This window comes from Streptomyces sp. NPDC026672 (genome assembly GCF_040638185.1).
Classification (GTDB): domain Bacteria; phylum Actinomycetota; class Actinomycetes; order Streptomycetales; family Streptomycetaceae; genus Streptomyces.
This window is the reverse complement of record NZ_JBEZXS010000003.1, coordinates 89,635-105,504: the sequence shown is the minus strand read 5'-3', so window position 1 is coordinate 105,504 and position 15,870 is coordinate 89,635. Positions and strand designations below refer to the sequence as shown.

Annotated in this window: 14 protein-coding genes; 7 read left to right on the top strand and 7 right to left on the bottom strand. The window is 73.4% G+C overall.

Annotated features, from left to right (window positions below; genetic code table 11):
* Nucleotides 1-21: 21 nt before the first annotated feature.
* The 3 genes from AB0F77_RS03780 (at nucleotide 22) to AB0F77_RS03770 (ending at nucleotide 2,334) form a co-directional block, all read left to right on the top strand.
* On the top strand, nucleotides 22-1,062 hold the full coding sequence (locus AB0F77_RS03780; RefSeq protein WP_361940876.1) for a Ppx/GppA family phosphatase: 1,041 nt from the start codon (nucleotides 22-24) through the stop codon (nucleotides 1,060-1,062).
* Between the two features lie 160 nt (nucleotides 1,063-1,222).
* Complete coding sequence (locus tag AB0F77_RS03775) at nucleotides 1,223-1,585, top strand: hypothetical protein (protein ID WP_361940874.1); 363 nt, start codon at nucleotides 1,223-1,225, stop codon at nucleotides 1,583-1,585.
* Between the two features lie 65 nt (nucleotides 1,586-1,650).
* Nucleotides 1,651-2,334: a DUF3105 domain-containing protein gene (locus AB0F77_RS03770; protein WP_361940871.1), complete on the top strand. Its 684-nt coding sequence runs from the start codon at nucleotides 1,651-1,653 to the stop codon at nucleotides 2,332-2,334.
* Nucleotides 2,335-2,358: 24 nt separating this feature from the next.
* On the opposite strand, the gene AB0F77_RS03765 is transcribed toward AB0F77_RS03770, so the two are convergent.
* Complete coding sequence (locus tag AB0F77_RS03765; RefSeq protein ID WP_361941481.1) at nucleotides 2,359-3,021, bottom strand: ankyrin repeat domain-containing protein; 663 nt, start codon at nucleotides 3,019-3,021, stop codon at nucleotides 2,359-2,361.
* 458 nt (nucleotides 3,022-3,479) lie between these two features.
* Between AB0F77_RS03765 and AB0F77_RS03760 the strand changes: the two genes are divergently transcribed.
* Nucleotides 3,480-4,949 (top strand): cytochrome bc complex cytochrome b subunit, encoded by a 1,470-nt coding sequence (locus AB0F77_RS03760; RefSeq protein WP_361940868.1) that lies wholly within the window; start codon nucleotides 3,480-3,482, stop codon nucleotides 4,947-4,949.
* On the opposite strand, the gene AB0F77_RS03755 is transcribed toward AB0F77_RS03760, so the two are convergent.
* The 3 genes from AB0F77_RS03755 to AB0F77_RS03745 all read right to left on the bottom strand — a co-directional run bounded on the left by AB0F77_RS03755 (nucleotide 4,867) and on the right by AB0F77_RS03745 (nucleotide 7,731).
* Nucleotides 4,867-5,271, bottom strand: coding sequence for a cytochrome c oxidase subunit 4 (locus AB0F77_RS03755; protein ID WP_361940865.1), 405 nt, complete (start codon nucleotides 5,269-5,271; stop codon nucleotides 4,867-4,869). The genes AB0F77_RS03760 and AB0F77_RS03755 overlap by 83 nt on opposite strands.
* Nucleotides 5,268-6,944 (bottom strand): cytochrome c oxidase subunit I, encoded by a 1,677-nt coding sequence (ctaD, locus tag AB0F77_RS03750; RefSeq protein ID WP_361940862.1) that lies wholly within the window; start codon nucleotides 6,942-6,944, stop codon nucleotides 5,268-5,270. Before ctaD ends, AB0F77_RS03755 begins: the two co-directional genes overlap by 4 nt.
* Before the next feature lie 301 nt (nucleotides 6,945-7,245).
* Nucleotides 7,246-7,731 (bottom strand): MarR family transcriptional regulator, encoded by a 486-nt coding sequence (locus AB0F77_RS03745; protein ID WP_361940859.1) that lies wholly within the window; start codon nucleotides 7,729-7,731, stop codon nucleotides 7,246-7,248.
* Nucleotides 7,732-7,892: 161 nt separating this feature from the next.
* Here AB0F77_RS03745 and AB0F77_RS03740 point away from each other — a divergent pair, with 161 nt between their 5' ends.
* Nucleotides 7,893-9,041 (top strand): PP2C family protein-serine/threonine phosphatase, encoded by a 1,149-nt coding sequence (locus tag AB0F77_RS03740; protein WP_361940856.1) that lies wholly within the window; start codon nucleotides 7,893-7,895, stop codon nucleotides 9,039-9,041.
* 103 nt (nucleotides 9,042-9,144) lie between these two features.
* Here the strand turns inward: AB0F77_RS03740 and AB0F77_RS03735 are convergent, their stop codons facing one another.
* Genes AB0F77_RS03735 through AB0F77_RS03725 form a run of 3 tightly spaced genes read right to left on the bottom strand, consistent with a single transcriptional unit; the run spans nucleotide 9,145 to nucleotide 12,481 of the window.
* A complete protein-coding gene (locus AB0F77_RS03735) occupies nucleotides 9,145-9,591 on the bottom strand; it encodes a response regulator (RefSeq protein WP_361940853.1) in 447 nt (148 codons plus the stop codon).
* Nucleotides 9,588-11,201, bottom strand: a complete 1,614-nt coding sequence (locus tag AB0F77_RS03730) for a CHASE3 domain-containing protein (RefSeq protein WP_361940850.1) — start codon at nucleotides 11,199-11,201, stop codon at nucleotides 9,588-9,590. The genes AB0F77_RS03735 and AB0F77_RS03730 overlap by 4 nt, the downstream gene beginning before the upstream one ends.
* Before the next feature lie 56 nt (nucleotides 11,202-11,257).
* On the bottom strand, nucleotides 11,258-12,481 hold the full coding sequence (locus tag AB0F77_RS03725; RefSeq protein WP_361940847.1) for a fused response regulator/phosphatase: 1,224 nt from the start codon (nucleotides 12,479-12,481) through the stop codon (nucleotides 11,258-11,260).
* Between the two features lie 291 nt (nucleotides 12,482-12,772).
* Between AB0F77_RS03725 and AB0F77_RS03720 the strand changes: the two genes are divergently transcribed.
* Nucleotides 12,773-13,699, top strand: coding sequence for a hypothetical protein (locus tag AB0F77_RS03720; RefSeq protein WP_361940844.1), 927 nt, complete (start codon nucleotides 12,773-12,775; stop codon nucleotides 13,697-13,699).
* Nucleotides 13,692-15,869, top strand: coding sequence for a bifunctional serine/threonine-protein kinase/ABC transporter substrate-binding protein (locus AB0F77_RS03715; protein ID WP_361940841.1), 2,178 nt, complete (start codon nucleotides 13,692-13,694; stop codon nucleotides 15,867-15,869). The genes AB0F77_RS03720 and AB0F77_RS03715 overlap by 8 nt, the downstream gene beginning before the upstream one ends.
* The last annotated feature ends 1 nt before the right edge of the window (nucleotide 15,870 follow it).

The following is a 15,870-nucleotide window of genomic DNA, read 5'->3' as shown; positions in this document are numbered from 1 at the left end:
ACACGGGGTAGTCGCGCTGCCGTGCGAATGAGCGTGGTGGACGTGGGGTCGAACACCGTCCGGTTGATGATCGCGGACGCGGAGGACGGAGTGCCGTTGCCGGTGCACACGGCCAAGTGGAAGATCCGCCTGTCCGGGCTGATCGACCAGGACGGCACGATTCCCGAACCGGCGGTACGGCGGCTGGTCGACGCGGTCGACGCCGCCCACCGCACGGCGGGGGAGTGGGGCGCCGCCGGGCCGTTGGCCTTCGCGACGGCGGTGGTGCGGGGCGCGCCCAACGGCCTCGACGTGCTCCGCACCCTCCGGGCCGAGACCGGCGTGCGGATCTGCACCATGCCCGGGGAGGTGGAGGCGGAGCTGACCTTCCTCGGCGCACGCCGCTGGCTGGGCTGGCAGGCGGGGCCCCTCGCCCTGTTCGACATCGGCGGCGGCACGCTCGAAGTGGCCTTCGGGCGCGGCCGGTTGCCCGACTTCGTCGCCTCGCTGCCGCTCGGTGCGGGCCGGTTGACAAGTGAGATGCTCGACGGCGATCCGCCGAGTGCGCGCAGTCTGAAGGCCCTGCGGCGCAGCGTGCGGCACCAGTTGCGGGACGTCGCCGCCCGGGTGCGCTGGGAGGGACCACGGACGACGGTGGCGACCTCCAGGACCTTCCAGCAGCTCGCCCGGCTGTGCGGGGCCGCGCCGGGCCGCCAGGGTCCCTTCGTGCCCCGCGAGTTGGCCCGCGCGGAGCTGCGCGGCACCCTCGACCTCCTCGCGACCCTGTCCGCCTCCGAACGCGCCGTCCTCCCCGGCATCTCGGCCCCGCGCGCCGTGCAGAGCCTGGCCGGGGCGGTCGTGGGCCACACGGCGATGAAGCTGACCGGTGTCAAGACCCTCCGCGTCTGCCCCTGGGCCGTGCGCGAGGGCATCCTCCTGCGCTACATGGAGGACGGCCCGGCCTGGTGGGCGACGACCCTGGAACGCTGCGAGGAGTCCATGACGATCCCGGCCCCACGCCCGGCCTTCGGCGACGGCGACCGCTCCGCCGCGCTGAGCCTGCCGGGAGCGGCGCTCTCCTAGGTCCTGGGGCCTGGGGCCTGGGGCCTGGGGCCGGGGGCCTGGGACCGCCGGGCTGCCGTGGCCCGGCCGTCGCATCGCCCGTCGCCCACCGCACGCCGCGCACGACTCTTATGATGCTCAGGTGTTCGAGGGGTGGAAACGCGGGCGGTGGAGACGGACGGTGTCCGTGGTGCTGGGCCTCACGATGGCCCTCGCCACGGTCCTCGGCGTGGCCTCCCTGTGCGCGCACGGCCCCGTGCGAGGACCCGTCGCCGTGCTGTCGTCCGAGGGCGCGGCACCCGCCGCGCACCACGGGCCGTCCGGTGCCCCCCGGGCGCACGTCTGCCCCGTCCCCGGGCACGACCAGTGCGGTGCGCGGACGGCGGCGTACTCCCCGACGACCGGACCCGGCCCCCACCCCTTCCCGCGGACGCCGCCCGCCCTCGTGGACACCCGTCCCGCCGTGGCGCCGACGACCGCCGCGGCCCGCCCGGCGGCCCCCCGTGCCCCCGACCTCCACGTGCTCCAGGTGCAGCGGACGTAGCCGGACGCCCTTCCCACGGCGTCACCGGCATGCATCAACCACCGCTGCACGAAAGGCACTTCGCCATGGCTTCCGCCAACTCCAGAACATCGGGCCCCGGCAAGGGCAAGAACGGCAACAAGCCCTCGGGGAAGGACAGGGCCGCCGCCCGCCGCGCCCGAATAGAGGAACAGCGCCGCGCCGAACAGGCCCGCGAGCGCCGCAACCGCATCATCACCGTCATCGTGTCCACGGCGATCGTCGCCGGACTCGTGGGCGGCGGCTGGTACCTCGTCGACCGGGCCGACCGCGAGGAACAGGCCGCCGCCGCTCCCGTCACCGGGGAGAAGACCTGGTCAGACCTGGGCCGCAACCACGTCTCCACCAAGGTCGACTACCCGATGGCCCCGCCCGTCGGCGGCGACCACGCCCCGGTCTGGCAGGACTGCAACGGCAACGTCTACACCGAGCCGCTCCAGGACGAGAACGCCGTGCACTCCCTGGAGCACGGTGCCGTCTGGATCACCTACAACGACAAGGCCGGCAAGGCGGACGTCGAGACGCTGGCCGCCAGGGTGGCCAGGACCCCGTACACCCTGATGAGTCCGTACCCGGACGAGTCCTCGCCGATCACCCTGTCGGCCTGGGGCCACCAGCTGAAGGTCACCAAGGCGTCCGACCCACGCGTGGACCAGTTCCTCGACCGCTACGTCCAGGGTTCACAGACCCCCGAGCCGGGCGCCGCCTGCACCGGAGGCAAGTCCTCCTGAGGTCGTGACGTGTCCCCGCTGCCCTCATTCGGAGGGGGGCGGGGACACGGGGGAGCGGGGAATCTCCGACCAGCCGCCGGGGGTCACCCGGTAGTGCTGCCCGTCGTCGAAGTCCATCCGCGAGTGCGCGTGCACATGCAGGTGGTCCTCCTCCAGACGGTAGGTGAATCCGCCCATCATGCCGACGACCGTGAAGACGATCGCGACGGCCGGTCCCTCCGTCAGCGGGGCCGTCGGCGGCAGCAGATGCTCGACCCGCTCGAAGCAGCGCCCGGTCCGCTCCCGCAGCAGTGCGTGGAAGTGACGTTCCACGTCCTGTGCGGGGGAGGGGAGCCGGCGTACGGCCACCGGCTCCAGGAGCTCCAGCAGATGGCCGTGCCCCCGCTCGCGGGCGACGTCGACGGGCCGCTGTCCGCCCCGGGCCCGCTGGGTGCGCCAGGCGCCGTGCGCGATCAGCCGTGAGACGACGGCGAAGTCCGCGCCGTGCCAGGCCGCCTGGTGCAGCGGGGCGAAACCGCTGCGGTTCCCGGGCCGGGGGAGGTTGACCCGGCCCGGGTGTCTGCCCAACTCCTCGAACACACCGTGCCAGTCGGCGTCCCGGGCCAGGTCCGCGAGCCGGTCGCGCTCCTCCAGGTACCACTCGCCGAACTGCCCGCGGTCGGTGAGGCCGTCCCATTCCATCTCCATGCCGATCACCCCGCCACGCTACCGACCCCGCCCGCTGGCTGGGCCCCCGGATCGCGCCGGGGGCCGGGGCGCGTGGACCCTGCCGTTCTGAGCCCGAGGAGACAGACGCGGATGGTGCCGGGAGCTGTCGGGTGCGGTCCGGCGGTCGGCCGATCGGGTGCGGTGGGCACGCCGAGCGGGTGTTTCGGCGCGACCGGGCACTCGTACGGCGGGCCGGGGGCAACGAATGACCACGGCAGGGAAGGTGACGGCAGGAGGAGGCACGGGGTGGTGGAACGCGACCGGGACGACCCGGCCCACGGACACGATCCGGCCCACCGGCATGCCCCGGCCCACCGGCGCGCTTCGGCCCACCGGTACGACCTGACCCGTCGGTGCGACCCGGGTCCGGTGTGAGTGGCGGTGGGCCCGGGGCCTCGGGGGGAGGAGGCGGGCGTGGGGAGCGGTTCGCCGGTGCCGTGGACGCGCGACTGCCGGTGCACGACGGTGCCGGGCGGCTGCTGCGCAAGTCGTTCCCCGACCACTGGTCGTTCCTGCTGGGCGAACTCGCCCTGTACAGCCTGCTCGTCCTGGTGCTGACCGGGGTGTGGCTGACGTTCTTCTTCCGGCCCGACATGGCGGAGGTCGTCTACGAGGGCGCGTACGTCCCCCTGCGCGGCGTGGAGATGTCCTCGGCGTTCGCCTCCACCCTGGACATCAGCTTCGAGGTGCGCGGCGGACTCCTCCTCCGCCAGGTGCACCACTGGGCGGCGCTGGTGTTCGTCGCCGCGATCGGCCTGCATCTGCTGCGGGTCTTCCTCACCGGCGCCTTCCGCAGACCGCGCGAGATGAACTGGGCCATCGGCGTCACCCTGCTGGTGATCTCCCTCGCCGAGGGGTTCGCCGGCTACTCGCTCCCCGACGACCTGCTCTCCGGCACCGGCCTGCGCATCGCCCAGGGCATCATGCTGTCCATCCCGGTGGTGGGCACGTACGTCAGCATGTTCGCCCTCGGCGCCGAGTTCCCCGGCCACGACATCGTCCCCCGGCTCTACAGCCTGCACGTCCTGCTGCTGCCCGGGGCGTTGATCGCCCTGCTCACCCTGCATCTGATCCTGGTGTTCCACCTCAAGCACACCCAGTGGCGCGGCCCCGGCCGCACCGAGGCGAACGCCGTCGGCAAGCCCATGTTCCCCCAGTTCGCGGCCACGTCGGGCGGACTGTTCCTCACCGTCTTCGGGGTGCTGACACTGCTGGGCGGGATCGCGCAGGTCAACCCCGTGTGGGTGTACGGCCCCTACCGTCCCGACCAGGTGTCGACCGGGGCCCAGCCGGACTGGTACGTGGGCTTCCTGGAGGGCGCGCTGCGGCTGGTCCCGCCCTGGGAGACCACCCTCGCCGGACACACCCTCATGTGGAACGTCCTGCTGCCCGCCGTGGTCCTGCCCGGCCTGCTCTTCGCCGTGCTCTACGCGTATCCGTTCGTCGAGCAGCGGCTGACCGGCGAGGGCGACCGGGAACGGCACCTGTGCGACCGCCCCCGCGAACGGCCCGTGCGCACCGGCCTGGGCGTCGCCGGGGTCACCTTCTACGCCGTGCTCCTGCTGGCCGGCGGCAACGACGTCGTGGCGGCGACCTTCCGGATCTCCCTGAACTCCCTGACCTGGGTGCTGCGTGTCGCGCTCGTGGTGGCACCGGTGATCGCGTACCTGATCACCCGGCGCCTGTGCCGGGCCCTGCTCGACACCGAGCGGGAGCGGCTGGCCGAGGGTGAGGAGACCGGCGAGGTCCGGCAGAACCTGGCGGGCGGCTACGAGAGCGACCACCGCCCGGTCGACGCCTTCCGCCCCGGTGCGCCCCGGCCGATCAGTCCCCCGGAGCGGCGCCCCGGGACGCGTACTGGAACACCAGCCCAAGGACCCCCCGGATCAGCACGCCGAGACCGATGAGGAACAGCCACAGCCCGTACACCACGCCCGTCGCGGCGATCGCGAAGCCGAGCGCCGTCACCACCGGCCACCCGCTGTGCGGCGGGAAGAACTCCAACGGGCCGGTGGCGTCGGCCACTTCGGCGTCCCCGCGGTCCTGGGGCCGCGGCCCTCGACGGCGGTACTGCACCGCGCAGAAGAAGGACACGAGCGCCGCCATCCCGAACGCGACGACCAGCGCGGCCGTGCCCGCCGGGTCGCCGTGGGACCAGACGGCGTAGAGCGCCGCCGAGCCCGCGAAGAACAGGGCGACCCCGCCGAACAGCAGCGCCTCGGTCCTCACCGCAGCCCCGCCTCCCGGGCCCGCCGCACGACGGCCGGGTGGTGCAGGTCGAAGGCGGGGGACTCCGACCGGATCCGGGGCAGGGCCGTGAAGTTGTGGCGGGGCGGCGGACACGCCGTCGCCCATTCCAGCGCCCGCCCGTACCCCCAGGGGTCGTCCACGGTGACGCGCCGGCCGTGCCGGGAGGTGTGCCAGACGTTGTGGAGGAACGGCAGGGTGGAGACCCCCAGCAGGAACGCCCCGGCCGACGAGAGGGTGTTGAGCAGGGTGAAGCCGTCGGTGGGCAGATAGTCGGCGTACCGGCGGGGCATGCCCTCGGCACCGAGCCAGTGCTGCACCAGGAACGTCAGCTGGAAGCCGGGGAAGAGCAGCCAGAAGTGCACCTTGCCCAGCCGCTCGTCCAGCATCCGCCCGGTGAACTTGGGCCACCAGAAGTAGAACCCGGCGAACATGGCGAAGACGACGGTGCCGAACAGGACGTAGTGCAGGTGCGCCACGATGAAGTAGCTGTCGGTGACGTGGAAGTCCAGCGGGGGCGACGCGACGAGCACCCCGCTGAGGCCGCCGAGCAGGAACGACACCAGGAAGCCGAGCGACCACAGCATCGGGGTCTCGAACGACAGGGAGCCCCGGTGCATCGTGCCGATCCACGCGAAGAACTTGATCCCCGTGGGCACCGCGATCAGGAACGACATCAGGGAGAAGAACGGCAGCAGCACCGCGCCGGTCGCGAACATGTGGTGCGCCCACACCACCGCCGACAGCATGGTGATGGCGATGGTCGCCCCGATCATCGGCAGGTACCCGAACAGCGGCTTGCGGGAGAACACCGGGAGGATCTCGGAGACGATGCCGAAGAACGGCAGCGCCACGATGTAGACCTCCGGGTGGCCGAAGAACCAGAACAGGTGCTGCCACAGCAGGGCCCCGCCGTTCGCGGCGTCGAAGACGTGCGAGCCGAACTTCCGGTCGGACTCCAGCGCGAGCAGGGCCGCCGTCAGCACCGGGAACGCGGGCAGCACCAGGATGGACGTGAACAGCACGTTCCAGGTGAAGATCGGCATGCGGAACATGGTCATGCCGGGGGCCCGCAGGCACAGGATCGTGGTGATGAAGTTGACCGCGCCCAGGGTGGTCGACACACCCGTGACCACGAGCCCCATCACCCACAGGTCCCCGCCGTCGCCGGGCGAGAAGGTGGAGCTGTTGAGCGGCGCGTACGCGAACCAGCCGAACGCCGCCGCGCCGCCCGGCGCCAGGAAGCCGGCCACGACCATCAGCCCGCCGAAGAGGTACATCCAGTACGACAGCGCGTTGAGCCGCGGGAACGCGACGTCCGGGGCGCCGATCTGCAACGGCATCACCGCGTTGGCGAATCCGGCGAACATGGGCGTCGCGAACAGCAGCATCATGACGGTGCCGTGCACGGTGAAGAACTGGTCGTAGGTGTGCTCGTCCATGAACCGGAGCCCGGGCCGGGCGAGTTCGGCGCGCATGGCCAGGGCGAGCAGCCCGGCCAGCAGGAAGAAGCAGAACGCGGTCACCATGTAGAGCCGGCCGATCACCTTGTGGTCGGTCGTGTGCGCCCAGTTCAGCAGGGTCCGGCCGAAGGGCGACGGCGCCGTCGGAGGACGCGTCCGGGGCGGCTCGGCCCGCTGTGCCGCTTCGGTCATCGTCCCCCTCCAGGGTGCGTGCGGGACCGTCGGCCCACGGGGCGACCCGGTCGCGGAAGACGACGCTAACGGCGTCGCAGGCCCCGCCGGAGGGCGCCACGCCCGTCGACCCCCGGATGGGCGGGCCCCGGCACGGGACGTCGAGGGACACGTCCAAGACAGTTGCCGTTTGACAACTATGGCCCTCAGGCAACAAAGTAGCCCGTGTCGTCACGGAGCAGGGAGGACCTGGGATGTCACGGTGGCCGCGGGCCACTCCGACCGTTGTTTACGGAACACGGACGGCGCCCGGGCGACCCGGTCAGGCGGTCCGGGTGTCGGAGGAGTCGTCGAGGCCGTGGATCTGCGCCGACGCCACCGCGCAGAACGCTTCGAGGCCGGTGAGCAGCGCGCCGACCGCGGCGGCCGGCATCTGCTCCAGCACCCCGCGCAGCGCCTCCTCCCGGCGGGCGCGCAGCTCCGTGAGGAAGGCCCTGCCCCGGTCGCTCAGGTACAGCCGGACCTCCCGCCGGTCCGTGCGGCTCACCTCGCGCTCGACGAACCCCGCGGCCAGCAGCCGGTCACAGAGCCTGCTCGTCGACGGCGGCGAGGAGGCCAGGTGGTCGGCGAGCGTCCGCAGGTTGATGCCCTCGTGGTGCTCCAGGATGAACAGGACGCGCAGCTGAGACGGGGACGCGGGCGCGGTGGAGGCCCGCCCCCACAGGACTTCCAGCATTTCCGCGGCCGTGGAGGTGACGCGCGCGACCTCGTCGGGTTCGGGGCGGGGGTGGAAGGACGTCACGGTCACACTCTCGCAGGCACGGGGACGTCCTTCACCCTACTAGGCGCGAGCGCCGCCCACGGACCGACGGGACGATGGACGATGTGAGGATTCGGCGACCCGCGACGAGGCGGGGCGCAGCAGGCTTCGGGTGACGGATTGGCATACGTACGACTGTGAACCGATTCATGGCTGTCGAGCGGGCGCTGCGCACGGCGGCTCCCCATGAACTGCCCGACGTCGTCCGCCGGGAACTGGCCCGGCGGTACGCGGCCGAGGCCGTCGACCTGCTCATGGCCGACTACGGACTGTCCGTGCTGCAACCGGTGACCGACCCGGCGTACGGGCTGCCACCGGTCTCCGTGGACAACACGCCCGCGGGCCGCGCCTTCGGCGCCCAGGAGCCCTTCGTGGAGCGCCTGGGGGAGGACAGGGTGCGCGCGCACCTGCCGATCAGCGCGCGCGGGGACCGCCTCGGTGTGCTCTCGCTCACCCTGCCGGGACCCGGGCACGCCCGGGAGTGCCTGACGGAGCTCGCGGACCTCGCCGAGATCCTCGGGCACGAGGTCCTCGTCGCCGACCGCGTCACCGACCTGTACCTGCGGGCCCGGCGCAAGGGCCGGCTCACGCTGGCGGCCGAGATGCAGTGGCAGCTGCTGCCCGGCCACTCCTGCTCCTGCCCCGAGTTCGACCTCGGCGCCCAGCTCGAACCCGCCTACGCGATCCACGGCGACAGCTACGACTGGACCGCCACCACCGACCGTCTGGTGCTGTACATCTCCAACGGCATGGGCGAGGGCACGGAGGCGTCGCTGCTGACGAACCTGGCGGCCAACGCCCTGCGCAACGCCCGCCGGGCCGGGATAGGCATAGCCGACCAGGCGGCCCTCGCCGACCAGGCCGTGTACGCCCACTACCGGGGCCGCAGCTACATGTCCGTGCTGCTGCTCGACGTCGACCTGGCCACCGGGCAGGCGGTCGTGGTGGACGCCGGCTCCCCCCGGCTGCTGCGGCTGCGGGACGGCACCGTGGAGCGGATCGTCCTCGACGAACAGCTGCCGCTCGGCATGTTCGAGGAGACCGACTACGTCCCGCAGGAACTGCGGATCGAACCCGGCGACCGGCTGCTCTTCGTGAGCGACGGGGTGTACGACGTCATCTCCCCGCACGGCGAGGTGTACGGCGACGTCGCGCTCGCCCGCGCGATCCAGCGCACGCGGCTGCTGCCCGCCGCGGAGGTGCCGAGGGCCGTCCTGCGCGAGCTGACCGAGCACCGCGGCAAGCCGTCCCCCGACGACGACGCCCTGGTGGTCTGCCTGGACTGGCGGGGTCGCTGAGACGAACGGCGCGGGCCCCGGCTCCCGAGGGAAGGGCCGGGGCCCGCGACCGTTCAGCCGGAGTCGGTCGGACTCGGCCGGAGGCGGGCGGGAACGGCCCGCGTCAGCCGGAGCTCCGGGGCAGCCGGACGACCTGGACGAAGAAGTCGTCGATCTGGCGGACCGCCGCGATGAACTGGTCCAGGTCGACCGGCTTCGTCACGTACGCGTTGGCGTGCAGCTTGTAGCTGCGCAGGATGTCCTCCTCGGCCGCCGAGGTGGTGAGGACGACGACCGGGATGTGGCTCAGCTCCGGGTCGGACTTGATCTGTTCCAGGACCTGGCGGCCGTCGTACTTGGGCAGGTTCAGGTCCAGGAGGATGAGGTCGGGCCGGGGCGCGTCGGTGTGCTCGCGGCGCCGGTAGAGGAAGTCCAGCGCCTCCTCGCCGTCCCGGACCACGTGCAGCGTGTTGCCGATCTTGTTGTCCTCGAACGCCTCACGGGTCATCAGCTCGTCGCCCGGGTCGTCCTCGACCAGGAGCACGTCGATGGGGGTGGCGGCAGGGGTCACGTCAGGGCCTTTTCGTCGGTGGGGGTGCCGACGCCGGACCCGGCCTCGACGAGGGACGGGAGGGTGAAGCAGAGGCGGGTGCCGTCGGTGTGGGCGGTGTCGATCCAGATCCTGCCGCCGTGGTGCTCCACGATCTTCTTGCACAGGGCCAGGCCGATGCCGGTGCCGCCGTAGGTGTCCCGGCTGTGCAGCCGCTGGAAGATGACGAACACCTTCTCGGTGAACTCCTCGGCGATGCCGATGCCGTTGTCCGTGACGCACAGCCGCCAGCTGCCGGGCGTCTCCGGGTCGGGACCGCACTCGACCGTCACCTGCGGTACGCGGTCGGGACGGCGGAACTTCAGCGCGTTGCCGAGGAGGTTCTGCCAGAGCATGGTCAGCAGCGTCGGGTCCCCGACCACCTCGGGCAGCGCCGGGGGCAGGTCGATCCGGGCGCCGGACTCCTCGACGGCCGCGCCCAGGTTCCGCAGCGCCTTGGCCAGCGCCTGGCCGAGCTCGACCGGCTCCCGCGCGTCGTCGAGGCGCCCGACGCGGGAGAAGGTGAGCAGGTCGTTGATGAGGACCTGCATGCGCTTGGCGCCGTCCACGGCGAAGTCGACGTACTGCCGGCCGCGGTCGTCCAGGGTGTCGCCGTAGCGCTTCTCCAGGAGCTGGCAGAAGGAGGCCACCTTGCGCAGCGGCTCCTGGAGGTCGTGCGAGGCGACGTACGCGAACTGCTCCAGCTCGGCGTTGGACCGGCGCAGCTCCACGGCCTGCGCGTCCAGCTCGGCGGCCTGCCGGGTGAGCACCCCCTGCTGGAGGTGGGAGGCGTCGAGCTCGGTCACGATCCGCCTGCGCATCCCCTCCACGGCGTCGGCCACGGAGGTCAGGTCCGCCGGACCGGCGCCGGCGATGACGTACGAGAAGTCGCCGCCCGCGACCCTGCGCGAGGCCGTGCGCAGCGCCTCCAGCGGACGGGCCACCAGCAGCCGTACCAGGATCGCCAGCACCACGCCCGTGAGCAGGAACGCCACCACCATGCCGGTCAGGACCGAGTTGCGCACCGTCCGCTCGTGGGCGAGGCGCTCCCGGCCGTCCGCGACCGCGTGGGCGAGGTCCTTGTTCTGCTTCGCCCACACCGTGCGCAGCCGGTCGAACTCCTGCTTGCCGCGTTCGGCCGACCGCGGGTCGACCGTGCGCGGCCGGCCGGGGGTGACGGTGGCGGCCAGGGGATCGGCGTAGTCGCGCCGCCACGCGGCCGCGCCCCGCTCCACCGCCGCCAGGTCCGCCAGCAGCGCGGGCCGGCCGGCGAGCTGGGCGCGCAGCCGGTCGGCCGAGTGCTCCTCCGCCTGCCTGCCCGCGGTGTACGGGGTGAGGAACTGGCGGTCGGCGGTGATCACGTAGCCGCGGATGCCCGTCTCCTGGTTGACCAGCGCGGCCTGGAGCCGGTACGCGTCCGTCTGGGCCGGCTGGACGTTGCGCAGCAGGTCGTCGGTGACCTCCGCCGTCCGGCCGAGCAGCCGGGCGCCCACCACGGTGCCGATCACCACCAGCAGCACCATCAGCGACAGCGTGACGAAGAACCACGCCTGCACCGTCAGCCGGCGCCAGATCCCCGTCGTGCCCGCCATGTTCATCGCCCTTCCGCCGGCCTTTCCGTTCGACACCGCTCGTCGTACCCGTCCGGTCAGTTCCAGCGCAGGTGGACCACGGCGACGTCGTCCGCCAGACCGCCCCGCGCCTCGGCCAGGCTCTCGGCACGGGCTATCAGCCCGTCCACGAACGCCTCGGGCGCCAGGCAGGCCCGCTCCCGCGCCAGCTCCAGCAGCCCCTCCTCGCCCAGCCGCTCCCGGCCCGGCCCCACGTGCCCCTCGAACAGGCCGTCGGTGAACAGCATCAGCGAGGCGCCCTCGGGCACCGTCAGCTCCGCGTCCGGCCACTGGGCCCCGCCGGGCACCACACCCAGCGCCGGACCGCCCGGCACCTCGACCCACTCCGGATCGCCGTCCGCCCGTCGCAGCAGCCCGTGGTGACCGGCCCGCACCAGGCGGGCCGAGCGCTCGCCCGGGGCGGCGGTGAGGGTGACGAGGGTCGCGAAGACGTCGTCCCGGACCCGCTCGGCCACCAGGATCTCCTCCAGCCGGGCCGTCTGCTCGGCGCCCGTGATGCCGCTGAGCACCAGCGTGCGCCAGGCGATCCGCAGCGCGACGCCGAGCGCCGCCTCGTCGGGCCCGTGCCCGGACACGTCGCCGATCAGCGCGTGGACCGTGCCGTCGGGGCTCTGCACGATGTCGTAGAAGTCACCGCCGAGCAGCGCCTGAGCCCGGCCGGGCCGGTAGCGGGCGACGACCTCCACGCCCTCGCCGTGCAGCAGGGGACGCGGCAGCAGCCCCCGTTCGAGACGGGCGTTCTCCTGCGCCTGCATCTGGCTCGCCTGGAGCGCGACCGCCGCCTGCTCGGCCTGCTTGCGCTGGATCGCGTAGCGCACCGCCCGCCCGAAGAGACCCGGCTCGACCCGCCCCTTGACCAGGTAGTCCTGCGCTCCGGCGGCGACGGCGGCCAGGCCCGTCTCCTCCTCGGCGAGGCCGGTCAGCACCACGACCGCGACCTGGTCGGCGCTCGCCCGCAGCCGCGAGACCGCCTCCACCCCCTGGGCGTCCGGCAGGTGCAGGTCGAGCAGGACGCAGTCCGGCACGTCGGCCGCGAGCACCGCGGTGGCCTCGGCCATGGACCGCACCCACCGCAGCCGGATCTTCAGCGCGCTGTCGGCGACCAGTTCCTCCACCAGGAGGGCGTCACCGGCGTCGTCCTCGACGAGCAGCACGGCCGGCTCCGTCGCCTCCCAGGCGGGGCCGACGCCCTCGTCGCCCGCCGGAAGCGCACGGCTGTCCGGCAGTCGTGGCGTCACCATGGTCATGCCCTCCCCACCCGCACCCGTCGCCCGGGTCATAGTTGCCGGGGGACAACGAATCGAGAGCATACCCGGACGCCGGAACAGTACCGTCCGAACGCCGCCGCCCCCGCCCCACCTCGGGGTTCCGCCCGCCTCGTCGGCCCCGGCGTCCGGAGTGTCACCGAGCTATGGCCAAGCGGTTACCGTTCATCCCAACTCGGTCTCTGCCGGGGGTAGTTGACCGTGATCGGCGCTAACGTGCGGTGAGCGGTCCCCATGGGGAGGGGCCGTACGGCGGTGGCGACGGGGGTGAACGTGGAAGGACGCAGACCAGTCCTGTCGGCGGCGGCGGTGGCGCTGCTGCTGACCGGGTGCACGAGCGGCGGACAGAACGACGAGAGCGGCGGGAGCGCCACCCCGAGCGCGGGGCCCGGCGCGAGCGGCAGCAGCAGGCCGGGCGGGGGAGACGGCACGAGCCCGGACGCGTCGGCATCGCCGTCGGCGTCGACCGGGCCGTACACGCTCACCGAGTCGGCCGCGCCGAGGACCCGCGCCGAGGCCGAGGCGATGGTGCGCGGACTGACCGTGCAGCCCGACTACTTCGGCTCCGGCTACCGCAAGCGGGACCCGTACGAGGCCGGCCCGACCACCTGGGCGGTCCTGGGCGAGGACTGCGTGTGGCGGCGCGAGCAGCTGCCGTCCACCGTCCTGGCCAGCCTGACCCGCTCCTTCGTCCGCCCGGCCGCGGCGGGCAAGGGGCCGGTGTACGTGTCCCTGACGGTCACCGTGCACACCTCCGTGCTCCAGGCCCGCCGGGACATGGCGTCCTCGCTGGAGGAGCCCATGCGCTGCCCCGAGCAGCGGCTGAACGCCACCGACCGGGTCCGCGGCATGTTCTCCAGCAGCATCCCGTACGCCGAGGAGCGCACGGCCGTCTCCGACGACGACCTCACCGAGTTCGGCGAGTACGTCGTGGACGCCGGCGGCCCGGCACGCGGTTTCGACTGGTCCAAGCACCGGCTGGGCCCGGTGACGGTGGCCGCCACCGTGCGGCACGCCCCGGGTGAGAGCGAGGCGGAGCAGACGGCGATCACGCAGGACGCGCTGGGGGGCGTCGCCTTCGTCAGCGCCAACGTCGACCGGTCGGGCCGGGACGGGACGGCCGGGAAGACGGGCAAGGCCGGGCAGGACGCCACGGCGTCCGGCGACGAGACGAAGGATGCGCGCGATGACTGAGGCACTGCGTCCCTCCGACCCGTCCGCCGTCGGCGGGTTCCGGCTGCTGCGGCGGCTGGGCGCCGGCGGCATGGGCGTGGTCTACCTGGGACGCTCCGAGGCGGGTGCCCTGGCGGCCGTCAAGGTGATCAGGGCGGAGAGCGCGGGCGACGACGCCTTCCGCACCCGCTTCGCCCGGGAGGCCGACCTCGCCGGGCGGGTCGACAGCCCCTGGGTGGTCCCGGTGCTCGGCGCGGACGCCACCGCACGCGAACCGTGGCTGGCCACCGCGTTCGTGGCGGGCCCCTCGCTCGCCGAGGCGGTCGGCGAGCACGGCCCCCTGCCCGACGTCTCCGTACGGGTGCTGGGCACCCTGCTCGCCGAGGCGCTGGACGCCGTCCACACGGCCGGTCTGGTGCACCGTGACGTCAAGCCGGGCAACGTCCTGCTCGCCGTGAACGGCCCACGCCTGATCGACTTCGGCATCGCGCGGGCCGCGGACGACACCGCCCTCACCGCCTCCGGCCTGGTGGTCGGCACCCCCGGATTCCTCGCACCCGAGCAGGCGCGCGGCGAGGAGGCGGGAGCGGCGAGCGACGTGTTCGCCCTCGGCTGCGTCCTCGCGTACGCCGCGACGGGCCGCTCCCCGTTCGGCACCGGCACCCCCGACGCCCTCCTCTACCGCACCGTCCACGACGAGCCCGACCTCGCCGGCGTCGCCCCCGAACTGCGCGCGGCGCTGGAGGCATGTCTGGCCAAGGACCCGCGGGGCCGGCCGGGACCGCGGGAGCTGCGGCTGCTGCTCGCCGAGGACGCGCCCGAGTCGCCCTCGGCCTGGCTGCCCGACCCGGTGGCCCGCACGGTCGCCGCACGCTCCGCCGAGAGCCTCGCCCTGCCCGACATCGAGCCCACCGTGGTGGACGACACCGCGGACGCCCCCGTGACCCCGCCGCGCTCCGGCACCACCCGGCGCCGGCTCCTCGTGGCGGGGGGCGCGCTGCTGCTGGCCGGCGGCGGCACCGGGGCCGCGGTGTGGGCGGCGGGCCGCGACGACGACAACGCCGGTCCGCCCGCCCGGCCCACCTACACCCTCGGTGTGCAGATCACCCGCGGCGGGCCGGAGGCCAACGCCGGCCGGGCCTCGGAGCAGGCCGCGCGGCTGGCCGTCGCCGAGCACAACAGGACGCCGGGCCGCGCGTTCGACCTGCGGGTGCGCGTCGTCGACGACAAGGGCACCACCGCGGGCGCCACCTCGGCCGCCCACCAGCTGGCCGCCGACCGTGACGTCGTCGCCGTCCTCGGCCCGATCACCGAACTCACCCTGCGGGCCGCCTCACGCGTCTACGCGTCCGCCAACCTCACCCACGTCACCAGCACCACCGGGCAGAACGACTTCGCCGTCTGGTCGCCGACGGTCACCTTCCAGACCGGGGTGCCCCACCAGGCGGCGGGCACCGCGCTCGCCCTGCACGCGCTCGCCTCCGGGCAACTCGGCCGGGCGGGCATCGTCATCGACCGCTCCGGCGGCACCGTCACCCAGGACGAGGGCGCCACCCTCGTCGTCCAGTGGCGGGACACCCTGCACGGCCAGGTCGTGCCCCGCGTCGTCGCCGAGGACAGCGGCGACGCCCCCGCCGCCGTCGCCGACGTCCTGTCCCGCGGGATCGACGCGTTCGTCTACATCGGGGCCCTCGACGCCACGGTCGCCGCGGCGAAGCAACTGGCGGCGGCGGGCTTCACCGGACCGCGGTGGATGTCCCACGAACTGTTCGGCTCGGACTTCCCCCGACTGGCGGGCGCCGCGGGCGAGGGCTGGTACGTCGTGACGCCCGCCGTCGACCCGGCCGAGCTCACGACGAAGGAGGCCGGCCGCTTCACCGCCGCCTGGCGCTCCCGCTACGGGAGCACCCCGCCGCCGTACGCCACCGAGGCGTACGACAGCGTGCGCCTGCTGCTGCGGGAGTTCGCCCCGACGGTGCCGCGCGGCGGCGGACGGCCCAGCAGGCCCGCGCTCGCCGCGCGGCTGCACAAGGCCACCTACCGCGGCATCTCGCACACGTACACCTTCAACCAGTACAACCAGTACGACCTCACCAAACAGGCCATGACGACCGAGACCTTCGTCCACCAGGTCCGCGACGGGCGCTTCCGGCAGCTGGGACCGATCGTGCCGCAGCAGAAGAAGCAGTAGG

Bases quoted from the DNA above. Each gene is read 5' to 3' on its own strand.
- AB0F77_RS03770 (WP_361940871.1), top strand. From the start codon at position 1,651: ATGGCTTCCGCCAACTCCAGAACATCGGGCCCCGGCAAGGGCAAGAAC.
- AB0F77_RS03765 (WP_361941481.1), bottom strand. From the start codon at position 3,021: ATGGAGATGGAATGGGACGGCCTCACCGACCGCGGGCAGTTCGGCGAG.
- ctaD (WP_361940862.1), bottom strand. From the start codon at position 6,944: ATGACCGAAGCGGCACAGCGGGCCGAGCCGCCCCGGACGCGTCCTCCG.
- AB0F77_RS03740 (WP_361940856.1), top strand. From the start codon at position 7,893: ATGGCTGTCGAGCGGGCGCTGCGCACGGCGGCTCCCCATGAACTGCCC.
- AB0F77_RS03730 (WP_361940850.1), bottom strand. From the start codon at position 11,201: ATGGCGGGCACGACGGGGATCTGGCGCCGGCTGACGGTGCAGGCGTGG.
- AB0F77_RS03725 (WP_361940847.1), bottom strand. From the start codon at position 12,481: ATGGTGACGCCACGACTGCCGGACAGCCGTGCGCTTCCGGCGGGCGAC.
- AB0F77_RS03715 (WP_361940841.1), top strand. From the start codon at position 13,692: ATGACTGAGGCACTGCGTCCCTCCGACCCGTCCGCCGTCGGCGGGTTC.